Origin of the sequence: Aureimonas sp. AU20, from assembly GCF_001442755.1 — a bacterium.
Lineage (GTDB): Bacteria > Pseudomonadota > Alphaproteobacteria > Rhizobiales > Rhizobiaceae > Aureimonas.
This window is the reverse complement of sequence record NZ_CP006367.1, coordinates 3,637,483-3,657,079: the sequence shown is the minus strand read 5'-3', so window position 1 is coordinate 3,657,079 and position 19,597 is coordinate 3,637,483. Positions and strand designations below refer to the sequence as shown.

At 68.3% G+C, this 19,597-nt stretch carries 14 protein-coding genes; 5 read left to right on the top strand and 9 right to left on the bottom strand.

The window, feature by feature from the left end; genetic code table 11:
- Nucleotides 1–54 precede the first annotated feature (54 nt).
- The gene (locus tag M673_RS16695; RefSeq protein WP_061977346.1) at nucleotides 55–693 is read left to right on the top strand and encodes a LysE family translocator; all 639 of its coding nucleotides are present in this window, start codon (nucleotides 55–57) and stop codon (nucleotides 691–693) included.
- A gap of 95 nt (nucleotides 694–788) precedes the next feature.
- On the opposite strand, the gene M673_RS16690 is transcribed toward M673_RS16695, so the two are convergent.
- From M673_RS16690 to M673_RS16680, 3 genes are all read right to left on the bottom strand, one after another.
- A complete protein-coding gene (locus M673_RS16690; RefSeq protein ID WP_061977345.1) occupies nucleotides 789–1,247 on the bottom strand; it encodes a GNAT family N-acetyltransferase in 459 nt (152 codons plus the stop codon).
- A gap of 70 nt (nucleotides 1,248–1,317) precedes the next feature.
- Entirely contained in the window at nucleotides 1,318–1,884 is a 567-nt protein-coding gene (locus M673_RS16685) for an NUDIX hydrolase (RefSeq protein WP_061977343.1), read from the bottom strand.
- Between the two features lie 32 nt (nucleotides 1,885–1,916).
- The gene (locus M673_RS16680) at nucleotides 1,917–3,539 is read right to left on the bottom strand and encodes a methyl-accepting chemotaxis protein (RefSeq protein WP_061977341.1); all 1,623 of its coding nucleotides are present in this window, start codon (nucleotides 3,537–3,539) and stop codon (nucleotides 1,917–1,919) included.
- A 269-nt stretch (nucleotides 3,540–3,808) separates the two neighbouring features.
- Between M673_RS16680 and M673_RS16675 the strand changes: the two genes are divergently transcribed.
- From M673_RS16675 to M673_RS16665, 3 genes are all read left to right on the top strand, one after another.
- Nucleotides 3,809–5,128: an efflux RND transporter periplasmic adaptor subunit gene (locus tag M673_RS16675; protein WP_062215181.1), complete on the top strand. Its 1,320-nt coding sequence runs from the start codon at nucleotides 3,809–3,811 to the stop codon at nucleotides 5,126–5,128.
- A 2-nt stretch (nucleotides 5,129–5,130) separates the two neighbouring features.
- On the top strand, nucleotides 5,131–8,241 hold the full coding sequence (locus tag M673_RS16670; protein WP_061977338.1) for an efflux RND transporter permease subunit: 3,111 nt from the start codon (nucleotides 5,131–5,133) through the stop codon (nucleotides 8,239–8,241).
- Between the two features lie 87 nt (nucleotides 8,242–8,328).
- Entirely contained in the window at nucleotides 8,329–10,608 is a 2,280-nt protein-coding gene (locus M673_RS16665; RefSeq protein ID WP_061977335.1) for an NADP-dependent malic enzyme, read from the top strand.
- Between the two features lie 227 nt (nucleotides 10,609–10,835).
- Here the strand turns inward: M673_RS16665 and yjfF are convergent, their stop codons facing one another.
- From yjfF to ytfQ, 4 genes are all read right to left on the bottom strand, one after another.
- Nucleotides 10,836–11,798: a galactofuranose ABC transporter, permease protein YjfF gene (gene yjfF, locus M673_RS16660; RefSeq protein ID WP_061977333.1), complete on the bottom strand. Its 963-nt coding sequence runs from the start codon at nucleotides 11,796–11,798 to the stop codon at nucleotides 10,836–10,838.
- The gene (locus tag M673_RS16655; protein ID WP_061977331.1) at nucleotides 11,795–12,841 is read right to left on the bottom strand and encodes an ABC transporter permease; all 1,047 of its coding nucleotides are present in this window, start codon (nucleotides 12,839–12,841) and stop codon (nucleotides 11,795–11,797) included. The genes yjfF and M673_RS16655 overlap by 4 nt, the downstream gene beginning before the upstream one ends.
- Complete coding sequence (locus M673_RS16650; protein ID WP_061977330.1) at nucleotides 12,838–14,343, bottom strand: sugar ABC transporter ATP-binding protein; 1,506 nt, start codon at nucleotides 14,341–14,343, stop codon at nucleotides 12,838–12,840. Before M673_RS16650 ends, M673_RS16655 begins: the two co-directional genes overlap by 4 nt.
- 229 nt (nucleotides 14,344–14,572) lie before the next feature.
- Entirely contained in the window at nucleotides 14,573–15,538 is a 966-nt protein-coding gene (gene ytfQ / locus M673_RS16645) for a galactofuranose ABC transporter, galactofuranose-binding protein YtfQ (protein ID WP_061977328.1), read from the bottom strand.
- 258 nt (nucleotides 15,539–15,796) lie between these two features.
- Between ytfQ and M673_RS16640 the strand changes: the two genes are divergently transcribed.
- The gene (locus tag M673_RS16640) at nucleotides 15,797–17,434 is read left to right on the top strand and encodes an alpha-amylase family protein (RefSeq protein ID WP_061977326.1); all 1,638 of its coding nucleotides are present in this window, start codon (nucleotides 15,797–15,799) and stop codon (nucleotides 17,432–17,434) included.
- Between the two features lie 4 nt (nucleotides 17,435–17,438).
- On the opposite strand, the gene uvsE is transcribed toward M673_RS16640, so the two are convergent.
- Together uvsE and M673_RS16630 are read right to left on the bottom strand one after the other, a co-directional pair.
- Nucleotides 17,439–18,491, bottom strand: a complete 1,053-nt coding sequence (gene uvsE, locus M673_RS16635) for a UV DNA damage repair endonuclease UvsE (RefSeq protein WP_061977323.1) — start codon at nucleotides 18,489–18,491, stop codon at nucleotides 17,439–17,441.
- Nucleotides 18,488–19,558, bottom strand: a complete 1,071-nt coding sequence (locus tag M673_RS16630) for a DHH family phosphoesterase (protein WP_061977321.1) — start codon at nucleotides 19,556–19,558, stop codon at nucleotides 18,488–18,490. The genes uvsE and M673_RS16630 overlap by 4 nt, the downstream gene beginning before the upstream one ends.
- Between the last annotated feature and the right edge of the window lie 39 nt (nucleotides 19,559–19,597).

Here is a 19,597-nt window from a genome sequence, read left to right as displayed (position 1 = left end):
GCATCAGCCCGGCGCCCGTGGATTGCTACCCTCTCCCGAAGCGGAGGGGGTGGCATGTCCCTGGACCATTGGCTGGCATTCGTCGCGGCGTCCGCCGTTCTTCTGGCGATCCCGGGCCCGACGATCCTGCTCGTCATCTCCTATGCGCTGAGCCATGGGCGCAAACTCGCGGCGGCGACGGTGGCCGGAGTCGCGCTCGGCGACTTCACCGCCATGACCGCCTCGATGCTCGGTCTCGGCGCGCTTCTGGCGGCCTCCGCCGCCCTGTTCACGGCCCTGAAATGGATCGGCGCCGCCTATCTCATCTATCTCGGCATCAAGCTCTGGCGCGCGCCGGTCTCCGGCGGGGCGGGGGAGGCGGCCGGCACCGAGGGCCCAAGCGAACGCCCCTTGCGCGTCTTCCTGCACATCTATGTCGTGACGGCGCTGAACCCGAAGAGCATCCTCTTCTTCGTCGCCTTTCTTCCGCAGTTCCTCGACCTCTCCCGGCCGCTGCTCGGGCAGATGCTGGTCTTCGAGACGACCTTCCTCGTGCTCGCAACGCTGAACGCAACCCTCTACGCGCTCCTGGCCTCGATGGCGCGCCAGTCCATCCGCAAGCCCGGCGTGCAGCGCGCGGTCAACCGGACGGGCGGCTCGCTGATGATCGGCGCCGGCCTCCTCGCCGCCGGCTGGCGCCGCTCCGCCGCTTGACTCAACGGGTCAGGCCAACGACCGGCTCCACTTTCGGTCGAACCGCCAGGCGAGCGGGTCTGATGGACCAGTTCCTGTATCGCGGTGCTCCGGGCTCATAGCGGGAGCTTGTAGCCGAGATGGCTCGGCTCGAACCCCAATCGTTCGTAGAAGCGGGGGGCGTCCAAGCGCCTCTTGTCGGTGGTCAGTTGCACGACGGAGCAGCCACGCGACCGGCATTCTTCTATGGCCCAAGTCAGCAGGGCTTCGCCAAGCCTCTTGCCGCGCTGTTGCCGGACGATCCGCACGGCTTCGACCAGCCCTCGCTTCGCCCCCTGTCTGGAGAGGCCGGCAAGAAAAGTGAGCTGCAGCGTTCCGACGATCTGCTCGCCGGCTTCGGCCACGCAGAGAAACTGATGGGGATCGGCGTCGATCTCGGCGAACGCGTCGCGATAGGACTGCGAACCATCCTCCCACGCGCTTTCGCGGGCCGCGCCTAGATCGTCGTCCGCCAGCATGGCGACGATGGCGGGGAGGTCTGCCAGGGTCGCCCGGCGAAATGTCAGATCCGTCATGATCTCGTCCTTTCAGGCTGTTCGCTCGCCGCCCAGGACTTTGCTCCTTCGAGCGAAAAGCGGGCTCGGGTCAGGTGATCGATCTCAGGCGCGCGGCGGCCTTCGGCGCGGCGTCGCCGAGATGCGCGATCTCCTCCCAGAAAGCGGCGTGCACCTCCTCGGTCTGAGCCCGTAGCGGCGCATCGGGATCGGCCAGGAAGAGATATTGAAGATCGTCATGGACATGGTCCGGCTCGCCGCGCCGGGGGTTTCCCGAAACGTCGTGGCTGTCGATCACGAAGGGAAGGTCCGTTCCCCGGTGCCAGGGATGAAGCCGAAGCCCGGCGACGCCGGTTTCCTCCACGGCCTCGCGCGCCGCCGAATCGTGGAAGAAGGGCGCCGCCTCGTAATGGCCGCCCGGCTGGAGCCAGCGACCCAACGCGATGTGGTCGATCAAGAGCACGCGGCGGTGATCGGGCGAGACGACGATGGCGCTCGTCGTCACATGACCCGGCAGGGTCGCGCGATCGTCCAGCGCATGGCCCTCGGCCATCTGCCAGCGCAGCAAAGCCAAAGTCTCGCGCTTTGAGGCGACCTCGGCGCGATAGCGGCCGACGATCGTCCCAAGGTGGACAAGGAACTGGCTCGGAGCCGACATGCCGGTTTCCCTCGCTGGAGGCGCAGCCGGGCTCAAGCCGCCTGCGCGCGCTCCTGCGCCCGGCCGCGCGCGGGCAGCGGCTTCGCTTCTTCGGACGTCGCGGGCGCGCTTTCGACGGAGGCGACGGTCGCGAACTCGCCGGGCTCCAGCTTGAAGAAGGTGGCGCGGTCGTTGAGGTTGACGGCTTCGCCGGCCAGCGCCTCGGCCGTGGTGGTCATCTGCAGCGCGGCGCCGGCATTGGCCTGCGTCACCTGATCGAGCTGCACGATGGCCTGGTTGATCTGCTCGATGCCGATCGACTGTTCGCGGCAGGCGGCGGCGATCTCGCTGACGATATCGGCCGTGCGCCGGATGTCGGGCATGAGGCCGTCGAAGACCTTGCCGGCTTCCTCGGAAGCGGCGAGCGTCTGGCCCGACAGGGTGCCGATGTCGGCCGCGGCGGCCTGGGAGCGCTCGGCGAGCTTGCGCACCTCCGAGGCGACCACGGCGAAACCCTTGCCATGGGAGCCCGCGCGGGCGGCCTCGATCGCGGCGTTCAGCGCCAGAAGGTCGGTCTGCCGGGCGATCTCCTGCACGATCTGGATCTTCTCGCTGATCTCGCGCATCGCTTCCAGCGAGCCGGTGATGGCGACGCGGCTTTTCTCCGCCCCTTGCGCGGACTGCGCGGCGATGCGCTCGGCCTGAACCGCGTTGTCGGCGTTCTGGCGGATGTTGGCGGTCATCTCCTCCACCGCCGCCGAGGTCTGCTCGGAGGCCGCCGCCTGCTCGGTGGAGCCCGACGACAATTGCTCGGCCGTGGCGGCCGACTGGCGCGAGCCGGTCGCCACCTGCTCGGCCGAGGTGAGAACGTTGGAGACGATCTCGCTGAGCTTGGCGCTCATGCCGTTCATTGAGCGCAGGAGATCGCCGATCTCGTCGGAGCCTCGGACCTGCTCTCGGCGCGAAATGTCGCCCGCGCCGATGCTGTCGGCCAGCTCCACCGCGCGGCCGAGCCGGCGCGAGATGGAGAGCGACAGCCAGAGCGCCGCGCCGGCCCCGAGGCCGAGGCTCGCCAGAAGCGCGGTGAGGAGCGAAAGCTTGGTGTCCCGATAGGCTTCGTCCGCCGCCGTGATCGAGGCCTTGGCGGCCGTATCGATCGCCGCGTCCAGCACGCCGAGCTTTTCGGCCAGCGCGAAGGCGGCGGGCTTCAACTGGCTGTTGAGATAGGCGCCGGCCTCGTGCGAATGGGCGACGGTGTCCGGCGCCGCCGAGTCGAGATCGGCCTGTTCGGCCAGCGCGAGCGCCTTGTCGGTCACGGCGCGGAACGAGGCGGCCAGCGTCTGCGCCTCGCGGATCGGCGCGCCCTCCAGCGACAGGCCGCCCAGTCGCCCGAGACCCTCGCCGATCACGGCCCAGGCCTTGGTGTACTGCTCCTTCAGGACCGGGCGAAGCTTGGGATCGGCGGCGTAGGTCATCCAGAGGATGCGGCGGATTTCCTCGATTCGGGTGCGGATTTCGCCCACCGTCTTGGTCTGCGCGAAGGGCTCCGCCACGAAATCCACCAGCCGCGCATTGATGTCCGTCGTGCTCTTGTAGCCGAAGGCGCCCGTGGCGGCGGACAGGCACAGAACGGCGCCGAACGAGGCCGCGATCTTGGTCTTCAGGCTAAGGCGCATGGGTCGTCTCCACGAGGCAACGGATTTCGAATGACGATGGTCCGTCAGTCAGCGGTACGATCCGTCTTAGCCGAGAGCGGTTTCGAAACGCTGAAACTCCGGCCGCGCATGCCGTGGAACACCGGCGAGAGCGCGGGCGCGAGCGCTCGCTGTGCCCGGCCGGCCTCTGGCATTGCGGAAAATTCACTTGCGCAACAGTCTGCTTGACTTCCAATGCGCGATCACGATCGGCTCACGAGGCCGTGAGTCCGAGGCGGGGGTTCAGGCGGATGTTGCGTTGGTTGTTTCTTCTCTTGGTGGCGGTCGGCGCCGTCTCCTACATGGAGCGGGACCGGCTGGCACCCTACGCGCCACCCGCGCTGGCGGCGCTCATGAAGGGCTCCGACACCGGCGCGGCCAAGGGCGACGGCGCGAGCGGCAAGCGCGGCGGGCGGGGCAACGGCGCGCCCGTGGCGGTGGATGTCGCGGTGGCGACCAAGGGCGCGCTGCCGGTCCTGCGCGAGACGATCGGCACGATCCTGCCCGTCGCCTCCACGGTAATGACGAGCGAGACCACGGGCACGGTCGCCGCCATCGCGGTGCCGGACGGGGCCGCGGTCAAGCGCGGCGATCTTCTCGTGTCGCTGGACGATCGCACGGCCAAGGCGCAGATCGCCAAGGACCAGGCCGCCATCGACAGGGACCAGGTGACGCTCGACCAGGCCAACCGCAATCTTTCGCGCGCTCAGTCGCTGGTGAAGTCCGGCGCCTACAACACCCAGCAGGGCGAGGATGCGCAGAGCGCCACCTATTCCGCACAGGCGGTGCTGAACGTCGACCGCGCGGCGCTCGCCGCCGACGAGGTGGCGCTCGCCAAGCTCCAGATCACCGCGCCCTTCGACGGACGGCTCGGCGCGTTCTCCGTTTCCACCGGCGCGCTGGTGACGCCCGGCACCGCCATGGTGCTGCTGACCCAGAGCTCGCCGGTCTACGCCGCCTTCACCCTGCCGCAGGAGGACCTGTCGCTCCTGCAGGAGAGCCTGTCCGCCGGCTCGCTCGGCGTGTCGCTGCGCCCGGCCGGGGCGAGGGGCGAGACGATGGAAGGCAAGGTCGCCTTTATCGACAACGCGGTGGTGGCGGCTTCGGGCTCGGTGGCGCTGCGGGCGGTGATCGACAATCCGCAAGGCAAGCTCGTGTCGGGCCAGTCCATCTCGGCGACGGTCAAGGCGGGCGAGCGCGACGATCTGGTTCTCGTGCCGACCGTCGCCGTGCAGCCGCGCCAGGACGGCAGCGTGGTCTATGTCGTCAAGGACGACGACACGGTGACGATCCGTAAGGTGGACGTCGCCTTTCGCGTCGGCGAGACGGCGGGCCTCAGCCAAGGCCTGGAGCCGGGCGAGCGCGTCGTGACGGAAGGGCAGGGCGCCCTGTCGGAAGGTAGCAAGGTGACGCTTCCGGGCGAGGCGGCCAAGGATGGCTCCGGGAAGGATGGTTCTGGCAAGGACGGCTCCGGCAAGAACGGGGGCCACCGCAAGGACGCCGGCACGCCCGTCGCCGAGGCTGGCACGGGAACCGCCACCACCGCCGGGGCCGGCGAGGCGGCGCGCTAGCCATGTCCACGCTCTTCATCCGCCGCCCGGTCGCCACGCTGCTTCTCTCGCTCGCCGTGCTTCTGGCGGGCATCGCCGCCTATCGGCTCTTGCCGGTGGCCGCCCTGCCGCAGGCCGACTATCCCACGATCAGCGTTTCGGCCCAGCTCGCCGGCGCCTCGCCCGACACGATGGCGAGCGCGGTGGCCACCCCGCTCATCAAGCAGTTCCAGACGATCGACGGCGTCGACACGATCACCGCGCGCTCGTCGCTCGGCAACACGCAGATCACCGTCCAGTTCGTGCTCTCGCGCGACATTGACGCCGCCGCCGCCGACATCCAGGCCGCGATCGCCCGCAGCGCGCGGCAGCTGCCCGACAACATGACCTCGCCGCCGAGCTACCGGAAGGCGAACCCCGCCGACGCGCCGGTGCTCCTCCTCGATCTCGTGTCGGACGGCGCGCCGCTGACCGAGGTCGACGATCTCGCCGAGAACATCATCTCGCCCGCGCTTTCCACCATCCAGGGCGTGGCGCAGGCGCAGGTCTATGGCGGCAAGACCTATGCCGTGCGCGTGCAGGTCGATCCCGACAAGCTCGCCTCCCGCTCGCTCGCCATGTCGCAGGTCGCCACCGCCCTTTCGGCCGCCAACAGCCAGACCCCGGTCGGCACGGTGCAGACCGGCGGCCAGGCGCTGACCGTGGACACGCCGACCCAGCGCACCAGCGCCGAGGCGTTTCGCACGCTGGTGATCGCCCGGCCGAACGGGGTGCCCGTGCGGCTGGGCGATGTGGCCGGCGTGGTGGACAGCGTGTCCAACGTGAACCAGGGAAGCTGGCTCGACGGCAAGCCCGCCATCGTGCTCGCCGTGCAGCGCCAGCCCGGCGCCAACACGGTGGAGGTGGTGGAGGCCATCAAAGCCAAGCTGCCTGAGCTTCAGGCCTCGCTACCGGCCTCGGTCCACATCCAGGTGGTCAACGACGCCTCGACTTCGATCAGCGCCGCGATCTCCGACGTGCAGGAGACCTTGGGCCTGACGATCGGCCTCGTCATCCTCGTCATCTACCTTTTCCTCGGCCGCGTTTCGGCGACCATGGTTCCCGCGCTCGCCGTGCCGCTGTCGCTGGTGGCGACCTTCGGCGCCATGTATGCGCTGGGCTATTCCATCGACAATCTCTCGCTGCTGGCGCTGACGCTCTCGGTCGGCCTCGTGGTGGACGACGCCATCGTCATGCTGGAAAACATCGTGCGCCATGTCGAAGAGGGCATGGCGCCGATGGAAGCGGCTCTGAAGGGCAGCGGCGAGGTGTCCGGCACGATCATTTCCATGTCGCTGTCGCTCGTCGCGGTGTTCCTGCCGATCCTCCTGATGGGCGGCGTGGTGGGGCGCGTGCTCAACGAGTTCGGCGTCGTGGTGGCGCTTTCGATCCTCGCCTCGGCGGTGGTCTCGCTGACGCTGACGCCCATGTTGGCGGCGCGTCTGCCGGTGTCGCACGCGCCGGTGCGCGGCATCGCCGCCCTGTTCGGGCGCGGCTTCGACCACGCCACGTTGGTCTACGGGCGGATGGTGAACTGGTGCCTGCGTCGCAACGGCTTCATCATGGCCGTGTTCGTGCTCTCCTTCGCGGCCTCGGCCTATATGATGGCGACGCTGCCGCGCTCCTTCTTTCCGCAGGAGGACAACGGCCTTCTCACCATCTCGACCCAGGCGCGGCAGGACATTTCCTACCCCGCCATGAGCGCGCTGCAGGCCAAGGCCGCCGAGGCGGTGAAGTCCGACCCTGCGGTCGCCTTCGTCACCTCGACGCTCGGCGGCGGTCCGGGCGGGGCGACCTTCAATTCCGGCTCCATGTTCGTGCAGCTGAAGGCCAAGGACCAGCGGCCCCCGCTGGAGCAGACGCTGAGCTCGCTGCGCCGCCGGCTCGGCGCGGTGGCGGGCCTGAAAAGCTTCGCGACGCCGGTGCAGAGCCTTCGCTTCGGCGGGCGCTCGACCCAGAGCCAGTATCAGCTCGTGGTCCAGTCGCTCGATGCCGACGCCGCGCGGCAATGGTCGGCCAAGCTGCTCGACGCCATGCGCGCCGACCCCCGGCATTTCGTGGACGCGGCGACGGATCTGCAGGACAACGGCCTGCAGGAGCGCGTCAGCGTCGATCAGGACCGCGCCGATGCGCTGGGCATTTCCTCCAGCAATCTGCGCACGGCGATGGAAGCGGGCTTCGGCACGCTCAACGCCACGCAGATCCAGGCCACCGGCAACAGCTACGACGTGATCCTCGAATACGACCCGAACCTGCCCTGGACCGACCAGCGCCTCGCCTCGATCCGCGTGCCGGCCTCGGATGGAACGCTGGTGCCGCTCTCGGCCTTCGCCCGGCTGACACGCGAAGCGGGCCCGGTCACGGTGAACCAGACCGGCCAGCTCACGGCCGTCACGCTCTCGTTCAACCTGCCCGCCGGCCTGTCGCTCGGCACCGCGACGGACGCGGTGGAGGGCATCAAGAGCCAGATCGGCCTGCCCACCAACGTCACCACCTCCTATGCCGGCACGGCGCAGGTCTTCCAGCAGGCGACCGGCAATCTCGGCCTCCTGATCGGCGCGGCGGTGCTCGTCATCTACATCGTGCTCGGCGTTCTCTACGAGAGCTTCATCCACCCGCTGACCATTCTCTCCGGCCTGCCGTCGGCTGCCTTCGGCGCGCTGGCGGCGCTGCAATGGTTCGGGCTCGATCTCTCGATCATCGCCGTGATCGGCCTTCTCATGCTGATCGGCATCGTCAAGAAGAACGCCATCATGATGATCGACGTGGCGCTGGAGCTGGAGCGCGAGGGCGGCCATTCGGCGGCCTCCGCCATCCACGAGGCCTGCGTGCGCCGCTTCCGCCCCATCATGATGACGACCTTCTGCGCGATGCTCGGCGCCATGCCCATCGCGCTCGGCACCGGCGCCTCGTCGGAGCTGCGCCAGCCGCTCGGCATCGCCGTGGTCGGCGGCCTGATGGTCAGCCAGGTTCTGACGCTCTTCATCACGCCCGTCATCTTCGTGGAGATCGAGCGGCTGCGCGGCTTCGTGGGGCGGCTTTTTGCGCGCCGCACTGCCGCGCCGCACCATGAAAGCCCCGCCGCGCACGGTTGACGACGCGCCTTTCCCTCGCGCAAGACAGAAGGCCGATGTGCGGATTTCCGCACATCCCAGGCAGTTCTGGCGGCGAAGGAAGCGAACATGGCCGACACAACCCGACGCAGCGGCATCCGCACCACGGACGCGGAGGCGCTGGCCTTCCACGCGGAAGGGCGGCCCGGCAAGCTCGAGATCACGCCGACCAAGCCCATGGCGACGCAGCGCGACTTGAGCCTTGCCTATTCGCCCGGCGTCGCCGTTCCCGTGAAGGCGATCGCCGAAGATCCCGCCCGCGCCTTCGACTATACGACGCGCGGCAACATGGTCGCCGTGATCTCCAACGGCACGGCGATTCTGGGCCTTGGCAATCTCGGCGCGCTCGCCTCCAAGCCCGTGATGGAGGGCAAGTCCGTCCTCTTCAAGCGCTTCGCCGACGTCGACTCGATCGATCTCGAGATCGACACCGAGGACCCGGACAAGTTCATCGACGCCGTGCGCTATCTCGGCCCCTCCTTCGGCGGCATCAACCTGGAGGACATCAAGGCCCCGGAATGCTTCATCATCGAGCAGCGCCTGCGCGAGCTGATGGACATTCCCGTTTTCCACGACGACCAGCACGGCACCGCCATCATCGCCGCCGCCGGCATCATCAACGCCCTGCACCTGACGGGCCGCGAGATGAAGGACATCAAGCTCGTGTGCAACGGCGCGGGCGCCGCCGGCATCGCCTGTGTCGAGCTGGTCAAGGCCATGGGCGTCGCCCATGACAACGTCATCCTCTGCGACACGAAGGGCGTCATCTTCCAGGGCCGCACCGAGGGCATGAACCAGTGGAAGTCGGCCCACGCCGCCCACACGGACGCCCGCACGCTGGAGGACGCGATGCGCGGCGCCGACGTGTTCTTCGGCGTCTCGGCCAAGGGCGCGCTGACGCCCGAGATGGTGAAGTCCATGGCCGAGAACCCCATTATCTTCGCCATGGCGAACCCCGACCCGGAGATCACGCCCGAAGAGGCGCACGCGATCCGCGACGACGCCATCGTCGCCACCGGCCGCTCGGACTATCCCAATCAGGTCAACAACGTTCTCGGCTTTCCCTACATCTTCCGTGGCGCGCTGGACGTGCGCGCCACGCAGATCAACGACGCCATGAAGATCGCCGCCGCGCAGGCCCTCGCCTCGCTCGCCCGCGAGGACGTGCCCGACGCCGTCGCCTCGGCCTATAAGGGCGCCGGGCGCCCCAAGTTCGGCCGCGACTACATCATCCCCGCGCCCTTCGACCCGCGCCTCATCACGATCGTTCCCGAGGCCGTCGCCCGCGCCGCCATGGACAGCGGCGTCGCGCGCCGCGACATCGCGGACTGGGAGGCCTATCGCAACCAGCTCGCCTCGCGCCGGGACCCGACCGCCGGCACGTTCCAGAACATCTTCGCGACGCTCCGCCAGCGCCCGCGCAAGGTCGTCTTCGCCGAAGGCGAGGAGGAGCAGGTGATCCGCGCCGCCGCGTCCTACGTCAATCAGGGCCTCGGCCAAGCGGTGCTGGTCGGCCGCGAGGACCGGATCGTGGAGACCGCGCGCTTCGTCGGCGTCGAGCTGAAAAGCGGCCTCGAGATCCAGAACGCCAAGCTTTCCACCCGCACCGACGCCTATTCCGCGCATCTCTACGGCCGCCTGCAGCGCGAGGGCTATCTTCAGCGCGACTGCCACCGTCTGATCAATACGGACCGCAACCATTTCGCCGCCGCCATGGTGGCGCTGGGTGATGCGGACGCGATGGTCTCCGGGCTCACCCGCAACTACTCCGTGGTGCTCGACGACGTGCGCCACGTCATCGACCCCAAGCCCGGCCGCGCCGTGATCGGCATTTCCATCGTCATCGCCAAGGGCCGCACGACCTTCGTCGCCGACACCGCCGTCCACGACATGCCCAGCGCCGCGCAGCTCGCCCGCATCGCAACGGAAGCCGCGCGCTTCGCCCGCAAGCTCGGCCACACGCCGCGCGTGGCCTTCCTCGCCCATTCCACCTTCGGCCACCCGCCTTCCGAGCGCTCCGAGCGGGTGCGCGAGGCCGTCGGCCTCCTCAGCCAGAACAGCGTCGATTTCGAGTTCGACGGCGAGATGGGCGCCGATGTCGCCCTCAACCCCGAGCTCATGGCCCTCTACCCGTTCTGCCGCCTCACCGGGCCGGCCAACGTCCTCGTCATGCCGGCCTTCCATTCCGCCTCGATCTCCACCCGCATGGTGCAGGAACTCGGCGGCACCACCGTTCTCGGACCCGTCCTCGTCGGCCTGGAAAAGCCGGTGCAGATCGTGACGCTGGGCGCCAAGGACACCGACATCGTCAACATGGCCGCCTTCGCCGCCTTCTCGGCGGAGGGCTGAGCGGGAGAGGCGGGCGAGAGGCGGGGCTGCCGCCCCGAACCCCGCTCGGGAATGACTTCCCGAACCCTTCCTTTCTTTTGAAGACCTTTTCCCCGATCCGGGCGGGCCTCTGGCCCGCCCGGATCGGGGACAGGAACTCAAACGAACGAGGGGTCCAGGGGAAATCATTTCCCCTGGCAGGGGTGCAGGGGACGGCTGTCCCCTGCGTCTCGCCCCGCCCTATCCGCTCAAGCCGCCGCAGCGAGGCTGGTGCGGCGCGTGAGGACGCGCTGGAGGGTGATGAAGGCGAAGAGGAGGATACCGATGGCGATCTTGGTCCACCAGGACGAGAGCGTTCCGTCGAAGACGATATAGGTCTGGATCAGGCCTGAGATGAGGACGCCGACGAGGGTGCCGGCGACGAAGCCGACGCCGCCGGTGAGCAGCGTCCCGCCGATCACCACGGCGGCGATGGCGTCGAGCTCGACGCCGACGGTCGCGAGCGAGTAGCCCGAGGACGTGTAGAGGGCGAAGACGACGCCCGCGACGCCGGCCAGCAGGCTGGAGAGCGCATAGATGCCGATGGTGACGCGGCCGACGGGCACGCCCATGAGCTCGGCCGAGGTTCGGTCGCCGCCCAGCGCGTAGACATAAGTTCCGAAGCGGGTCTTGTGGGCGATGAGCATGCCGATCGCGAAGACGGCCAGCATCACCATGGCGACGAAGGACAGACGCCCGCCCGAGGGGATGACCCAGTAGAGCTGCTTCAGCGCGTCGAAGTCGGGGTGGTTGATGGGAATGGACTCGGTGGTCAGCAAGTAGCAGCCGCCGCGCGCCAGGAACATGCCGGCGAGGGTCACGATGAAAGGCGGCGTCTGGAGATAGTGGATCATCGCGCCCATGGCCGCGCCGAAAACGGCGGCGATGAGGAGGATGGCGGGGATCATCGCGTAGGGATGCCAGCCGGCCTGGATGGTGACGGCGAGGAAGACGCCGGTGAAGGCGATCACCGAGCCGACCGAGAGATCGATGCCGCCCGACAGGATGACGAACGTCATGCCGACGGCGACGATGCCGAGAAAGGCATTGTCGGTCAGGAGATTGGCCGCGACGCGGGTGGACAGGATCGTCGGATACTGCGCGGCCGACAGGGCGAAGGCGGCGAGAAACACGATGATGGTGACGAGAAGGGGAAGGAAACGGGCGTTCATCGACCGGGAACCTCGCGCACGGAAGGAAGCGAGCCTTTCGCCTTTGCGGCATTGGCCGAGGGCGGCGGCGGACGGTGGCGGGAGAAGGCGGCGATCCGGCCCATGGCAGGCGACTGGATCACCAGGATCAGGACGATCAGCGCGGCCTTGAGGATCAGGTTCATCTCCGGCGGGAAGCCCGAGAGAAGGATGCCGGTGTTCATCGCCTGGATGATGAGCGCGCCGACCAGCGACAGGAGGATGGAGAAGCGCCCACCCATGAGGGAGGTGCCGCCGATGACCACGGCGAGGATGGCGTCCAGCTCCAGCCAGAGGCCGGCATTGTTGGCGTCGGCGCCGCGAATGTCGGCGGCGGCGACGATGCCGGCCACCGAGGCGCAGAGGCCCGAGGTCATGTAGGCGGCCAGAATCACGGCCCGCGCGTCGACGCCGGCCAGCGCCGAGGCGCGGCGGTTGATGCCGGTCGCCTCGATCAGGAGACCGAGCGCGGTGCGCCGCACGAGAAGCACGGCGATGAGCGCGACCACGGCGGCGATGACCACCGGCATGGGCAGGCCGAGAAACGAGCCGCCGCCGATGAAGAAGAGCACGGGATCGTTGAAGGTGACGATGGTGCCGGAGGTGATGAGCTGGGCGACGCCGCGCCCGGCCACCATGAGAATCAACGTCGCGATGATCGGCTGGATGTCGAGAACGGCGACGAGAAACCCGTTCCACAGACCGCATATGAGGCCGACGCCGAGGGCGGCGAGGATCACCAGCGGCACGGGATAGCCCTGGACGGTGAGTGTCGCGGCGACCGCGCCGGAGATCGCCATGGTGGCGCCGACGGAAAGGTCGACGCCCTTGGTGGCGATGACGAGGGTCATGCCGACGGCGAGCAGCATGACCGGCGCGCCGCGATTGAGCACGTCGATCAGAGGGCCGTAGGCGCGCCCGTTCTGAAGGGCGAGGTCGAAGAAGGCGGGAAAGGCCAGCCAGTTGGCGAAGAGCACGAGAGCGAGCGCGCCGATCTGCGGCGCGGCGCGGGTGAGACGGTTCATGAGCGCGCGTCCCCTTGGGTGCCGGCAATGGTTCGCATGATGGAAGCGGGCGAGATGTCGCCGCCTTCCAGGTCTCCGAGATGGCGCCGGTCGCGCAACACGCGGATGCGCCGGGAATAGGCGGTGAGCTCTTCCAGCTCGGAGGAGATGACGAGCATGGCCATGCCCTTGGCGCAGAGCTCCTCGATCAGGCGCACGATCTCGGCATGGGCGCCGACGTCGATGCCGCGCGTCGGCTCGTCGAGGATCAGGAAGGAGGGTTCGGTGGCGAGCCAGCGGGCGAGGATCGCCTTCTGCTGGTTGCCGCCCGACAGGAGGCGGATCGGCTTCTCGATGTCGGTGGTGCGAATGTCCAGCGCCTTGACGAAATGCTCGGCGATGCGCGCCTGCTCGCGGATCGACAAGGGCTTGGCCCAGCCGCGCCGCGCCTGCAGCGCGAGGATGATGTTCTCGCGCACCGAGAGATCGCCGACGATGCCCTCCACCTTGCGCTCCTCCGGGCAGTAGCCGAAGCCGAGGCGGATGGCGGCGCGCGGCGAGAGGATGCGCGTCGCGCGCCCGTCCACCCGCGCTTCGCCCGTGTCGGCGCGGTCGGCGCCGAAGACGAGGCGGGCGGTTTCCGTGCGGCCCGAGCCGAGCAGGCCGGCGACGCCCACGGCCTCGCCCGGCCGGATGTCGAGATCGAAGGGTTCGACCATGCGCTTGCGGCCATAGTTGCGGAAGGACACGCGCGGCTCGCCCGAGGCGAGCGGCGCGGGGGCCGCGTGCGACACGGCCTCGTCCAGCTCGCGCCCCAGCATCATGGAGACGATGTCCATGCGGGAGGTCTCGGCGATGGCCTTCTCGCCCACCAGACGGCCGTTGCGCAGCACCGTGGCGCGGTCGCAGACCGCGAAGACCTGATCCAGGAAATGGGTGACGAAGAGAATGGCAAGGCCCCTGTCGCGCAAGGCTCGCATGGCGACGAAGAGCGACTCCACCTCTGCCGCGTCGAGGCTGGCGGTGGGCTCGTCGAGGATCAGCACCTTGCCGGAAAGATCCACCGCGCGGATGATGGCGACGAGCTGCTGCACGGCGACGGACAGGCTGCCGAGCGTGGCATTGGGGTTCACCGCCAGACCGTAGGCTTCCAAGAGCTCTGCCGAGCGGCGGCGCATGGCGCGCCCGTCGGTGAAGCCGAACCGGGTCGGCTGGCGGCCGAGAAACAGGTTCTCCGCGACGGTGAGGTTCGGCAGGAGGTTCACCTCCTGGTAGACCGTGCCGATGCCGAGCCGCTGCGCCTCGCCGCTGTCGGCCGGCTCGATCTCGGCGCCGTCGAGCGCGATGCGCCCGCCGTCGCGCCGGTAGATGCCGGTCAGCGTCTTGATGAGGGTGGACTTGCCGGCCCCGTTCTCGCCGAGAAGCGCGTGGATCTCGCCCGCGCGCAGGTGAAGGTCCACGCCGTCGAGCGCCGTCATGCCGGCAAAGCTCTTGGTGAGGCCCTGAATCAGAAGTCTGGTCATGGAGGCGATCCGCTGGTTCCGGGAGCCTGCTCGGCACCGCGTCCGGTTCGGCCGAGGCGGCTCGCATCGACCGGGCGCGGCACGACGGAACGGCTCGAGACCTTCGCGACGGGTCGTTCGCGAAGTGGGCTGGGCCGGCGCGATGCCGAACGGATGTCGGGCAGGAAGCGACGCGGCGCCGAAGGGGCGCCGCGCGTTGGTTTTCGGTCGGGTCAGATGCGGGGGCGGCTCAGTAGCCGAGGCCCTTCTTGGATTCCAGAACCTTCTTCGGGTCGTCGTTCTGCGTGTAGAGCTTGGACTCGGTCTGGATCCACTTCGGCGGCTCCTTGCCGTCCTTCTTGTAGGCTTCCAGCGCGTCGAAGGCCGGACCGGCCATGTTGGGCGTCAGCTCCACCGTGGCGTTGGCCTCGCCGTTCGCGATGGCCTGGAAGATGTCCGGCACGGCGTCGATCGAGACGACCATGATGTCCTTGCCCGGCTTCAGGCCGGCTTCCTTGATGGCCTGGATGGCGCCGACGGCCATGTCGTCGTTGTGGGCGTAGACCGCGCAGATGTCCTTGCCGCCGTTCTCGGCCTTGATGAAGCTTTCCATCACTTCCTTACCCTTGGTGCGGGTGAAGTCGCCGGTCTGCGACCGGGCGAGGGTGATGTTGCTCTTGCCGGCGATGGCTTCCTCGAAGCCCTTCTTGCGCGCGATGGCGGGCGAGGAGCCGGTGGTGCCCTGAAGCTCCACGACCTTGCAGGGCTTGGCGCCGACCTGTTTGGCGAGATACTCGCCGGCGACCTTGCCCTCGTGCACCTGGTCGGAGGTGACGGCGGTCAGGTAGAGCGACGGGTCCTTGGTGTCGATGTTGCGGTCGAGCAGCACGACCGGGATCTTGGCTTCCTTGGCTTCGCCCAGCACTTCGTCCCAGCCCGTGGCGACCACGGGGGCGAGAAGGATCGCGTCCACGCCCTGCGCCACGAAGGAGCGGATGGCCTTGATCTGGTTTTCCTGCTTCTGCTGCGCATCGGCGAATTTCAGGTCGATGCCGCGCTTTTGCGCTTCCTGCTTGGTGACCGAGGTCTCGGCCGCGCGCCAGCCCGATTCCGAGCCGACCTGCGAGAAGCCGACCACCATGTCCGCCGCGAGCACCGGGCTCGCCAGCACCGTCGCCAAGGCGAAAGCGGCCGCAAGGCTACGTCTGATCGTCATAGTCAAATTCCTCCCTTGGGGCGGCCGTGCCGCCGAAACCAAACCGGGCTCCCAACCGGCCGGACGCGGCAGGCCCCGTGACCTCGCGTCCGTCTCGCAGCCTGATCCTGCGAATAACTCATACAAAACGGAGCGAGCCTCGTCTGTCAATCCGATTCTTGGGGTCCGACATTGTGCGCTGCCGCATGACGCGGGGCGGCGTTTCGATAGGCGTAGGGAGGCTCTGCACTAGCTTGGGTGGAGGCGAAGGGAGGTGGAATGTTCAATCTCTGGTATAAGAACGCGGTGATCTACTGCGTCGACGTCGAGACGTTTCAGGACTCGGACGGCGACGGGATCGGCGACTTCAAGGGCCTGACGAGTCGGCTCGACCATATCGAGGCGCTGGGCGCGACCTGTATCTGGCTGCTGCCCTTCTACCCAAGCCCCAATCGCGACAATGGCTACGACGTCGCGGACTATTACAACGTCGATCCGCGCTACGGCACGCTTGGCGACTTCGTGGAGTTCACCCATGCCGCGCACGAGCGGGGCTTGCGCGTTCTCGTCGACCTCGTGGTCAACCATTCCTCGATCGACCACCCCTGGTTCCAGGCCAGCCGAATGGGCGACCCGAAATATCGAGACTGGTATGTCTGGCGCAAGGACAAGCCGGCGGATGCCGAGAAGGGCGTGATCTTTCCCGGTGTGCAGAAGACGACTTGGACGCGCGACACCAAGCGCCGGGAATATTACTTCCACCGGTTCTACGAGCATCAGGCCGATCTCAACATCGCCAACCCCCGGGTGCGCGAGGAAATCGAGCGCATCATGGGCTTCTGGCTGGCGCTCGGCGTGTCGGGCTTCCGCATGGACGCGGTGCCCTTCATGCTGGAGGACCTGTCCGCCGCCCATTCGGGCTGGGAGCCCTATCGTTACCTGTCGCAGCTTCAGACCTTCCTCTCGTGGCGCAGGTCCGAGGCGATCCTGCTGGCCGAGGCCAACATTCCGATGGACGAGGCGCCGGACTATTTCGGCACGGGCGACCGGCTGCACGTCATCTTCAACTTCCCGCTCAACCAGCAGATGTTCCTGGCCTTCGCGCGCGGCGAGGCCGGGCCGGTGTCGGATTTCCTGAAGGCGCTGCCAGAAATTCCCGGCCCGGCGCAATGGGCGACCTTCTTGCGCAATCACGACGAGATCGATCTCGGCCGGCTGGAGACGGAAGAGCGCGAGGAGGTCTTCGCCGCCTTCGGCCCGGAGGAGGACATGCAGCTCTACGATCGGGGCCTGCGCCGGCGCCTTGCGCCCATGTTGGGCGGCGACGAGCGGCGGCTCGCCATGGCCTTCTCGGTGATGCTGGCGCTGCCGGGCACGCCGGTGCTCTGGTATGGCGACGAGATCGGCATGGGAGAGGATCTGGGCCTGCCGGAGCGCCATTCCGTGCGCACGCCCATGCAGTGGAGCGCGGCCGAGAACGGCGCCTTTTCCACGGCCAAGCCCAAGGACTGCGTACGCCCCTCGGTGTCGGACGGGCCCTTCGCCTATCCGCATGTGAACGTGGCGCGGCAGAAACTCGACCCGCTGTCGCTTCTCTCCCAGGTGCGCCGGCTCATCCGCGCCCGGCGCGAGGCGCGCGAGATCGGCTGGGCGCGACCGCAGGTGCTGGACGCCGGGGACGCCTCGGTGCTGGCGCTCGTGTCGCGCTGGCGCGGCGGCGGGGTTCTGACCCTGCACAATCTCGCCGACCGGCCGGCGCTGGCGCGTCTGCCGGAGGGCCTGCCCTTCGAGGCGATGAGCCCGCTCCTGCGCCAGGGCGTGCATATCTCGCCCGAGGACAGGACGCTGCGGCTCGACGCCTACGGGTTCGAGTGGTTCCACTTCGATGCCGCGACGGACGACGAGACGGACGAGTGAGCCCTCAGGCGCCGCCCGCGACCTCTTCCTCTTCCAAGACCTCGTCCTCCTCCGCCTCCAGGGCGGGGGCTTCGGAGGGTTCCAGGCCGAAGCGCGCGGCGACGTCCGGCGCATAGCGCAGGAGATCGGGGCGAAGACGCAGGAGGGCGAGGTCCTTGGCCTTGGCCTCCAGCATCACGTCGAAGTCGAGACCGTCGAGCACGCGCATGAGGGTGGCGAATTCGAACGGATTGACGAAATCGGCATGGCCCGTGAAGACCGGCGCGACGTGGACCACGGTCTTCTTCTTCGTCTTCTTGTCGACGCGCACCTGCTCGCGCAGCTCGGTGCGCGGCGAGGAAAAGTGCATCTTGGGCTGCTGCCCTGCCGGCCATGACGCGAGGATGCGCTCCACCGTGTCGCGCAGGTCGGCGCGCTCCGGGTTGAGGCACCAGAAATGCTGGTAGTCGAAGATCAGCCGAACGCCGGTGCGCTCGTGAATCCAGAGCACGTCGGCGGCGGAAAAGCGCAGGTCGTCATGCTCCAGCACGAGGCGGCGCTGCACCGGCTCGGGCAGCGTAGCCCAGGTGTCGACCCAGCGCTGGCGCGCGGCGGGAATGTCGCCATAGGTCCCGCCGACATGGATCACCAGCACGGCCTCCGGCGGCAGGCCCATGAGGTCCAGCATCTCGGCCTGAGAGACGAGATCGGCGACGCTCTTCTTCACGAGCGCCGGGTCCGGGCTGTTCAGGACGATGAACTGCGAGGGGTGGAAGGACAGGCGGATGCCGAGATCCATGGCCTTGCGGCCGATCGCCTCCAGTTCCGGCCGGCTCTCGGCCACCATGGAGTGGAACTGCGGCATGTCGGGATGCGTGGCGTAGGGCGCCAGATCCGACGACATGCGGTACATGCGGATGTCGTGCTTGTCCAAATGGTCGAGAATGGCGTCGATATAGGTGAGCGAGACCTTGAGATGCGGGTCGCTGGCGGCCCGGCGTGCGTCGTTGCTCTTCAGGTCGTCCCGCGCCATGACCTTGACGGGGAAGCCGAGGCGGGAAACGCGTTGCTGGGTCATGCGGCCTGTTCCTGATGGATTTCCGTCTCCGGCCCGAAGCCGAGGGAGCGGGTGAAAAGGTTCCAGTCCGCGAACCGCAGGGCGCCGCCCGACGCGGCGCGGTGGCCGTTGCCATATTGCTCGTCGGCGCCGGGCGGCCGGTGCTCGGCGAGAAAGGCGAGGAGATCGCGGTTCTCCGCCGTGCGAGCGGCGAAATGGACATAGCCTTCGCGGTAGCCGCGATTGGCCGCGATCACGATCCGGTCCTTGATCCGCCCACGCCAAGCCTGGGCCACCAGTGGATGGATCTGCGTGGGCGAGGAGAAGAGAACGAGGGCGACCTCACCGGCGACCTTCGGCCCGATCTTGCGCGCGGCGTCGAGCTCGCGCTTCACCTCCGCCTTGGCCTCCAGCAAGGCTTCCGTCTCGGCATGTTCGCCCGACAGCACTGCCTTCGGCCCGTCCGATTTCAGAAGCAGGGCGAGCGCCGCCGAAGCATCGCCCGAAGCCGTGCGGCGCGGCGCGTTGACGAGCGAGACGGCCTTGCGCAGCGCCGTGATGCCGAGCGCGCGGGCGGCCTCCATCTCGGGAAAGCCGTCGCCGTCCGCCATGTCGCCGATCAGGCCGATAGCCGCCAGCCAAAGCAGCCCGTCGGCGGCACCAAGCGCATCGGCGCAGCGATAGGCCAGAAGCGAGGAGGTGGGGATCGGCGTGTCGTGAACGCCGGTGATGATGGCGACCCCCTCCGGCAGGCCGCTCGGCACGTGATGGTCGATCAGCACGGTCGGTAGATCGGGGCGCGGCACATGAGGCGCGACGCCGAGATCGGTGATAACGAGACCCGTCGCCGCACTGTCCGCCATCTCGCGGCGGAATGCATCGGAATAGGCGTTCTCGGCCTTGCCGACGATGCGCACTCCCGGCTCCCGCCCCGTTCGGCGCAGCGCGTGGAGAAGGATCGCCCCGGCGCTGAGACCGTCGGCGTCGTTGTGGCAGACGACGAGGGGCCTTGGCCCCAAGGCTTCCAGCGCCAAGGGAAAGGCCGACGGCGGCTGAGGGCCGGTCGGAAAGGAAGCGGGGAGAGGCAAGGGGGGCAACCCATCGGCAGGGGAGGGCGGCGGTGCGCC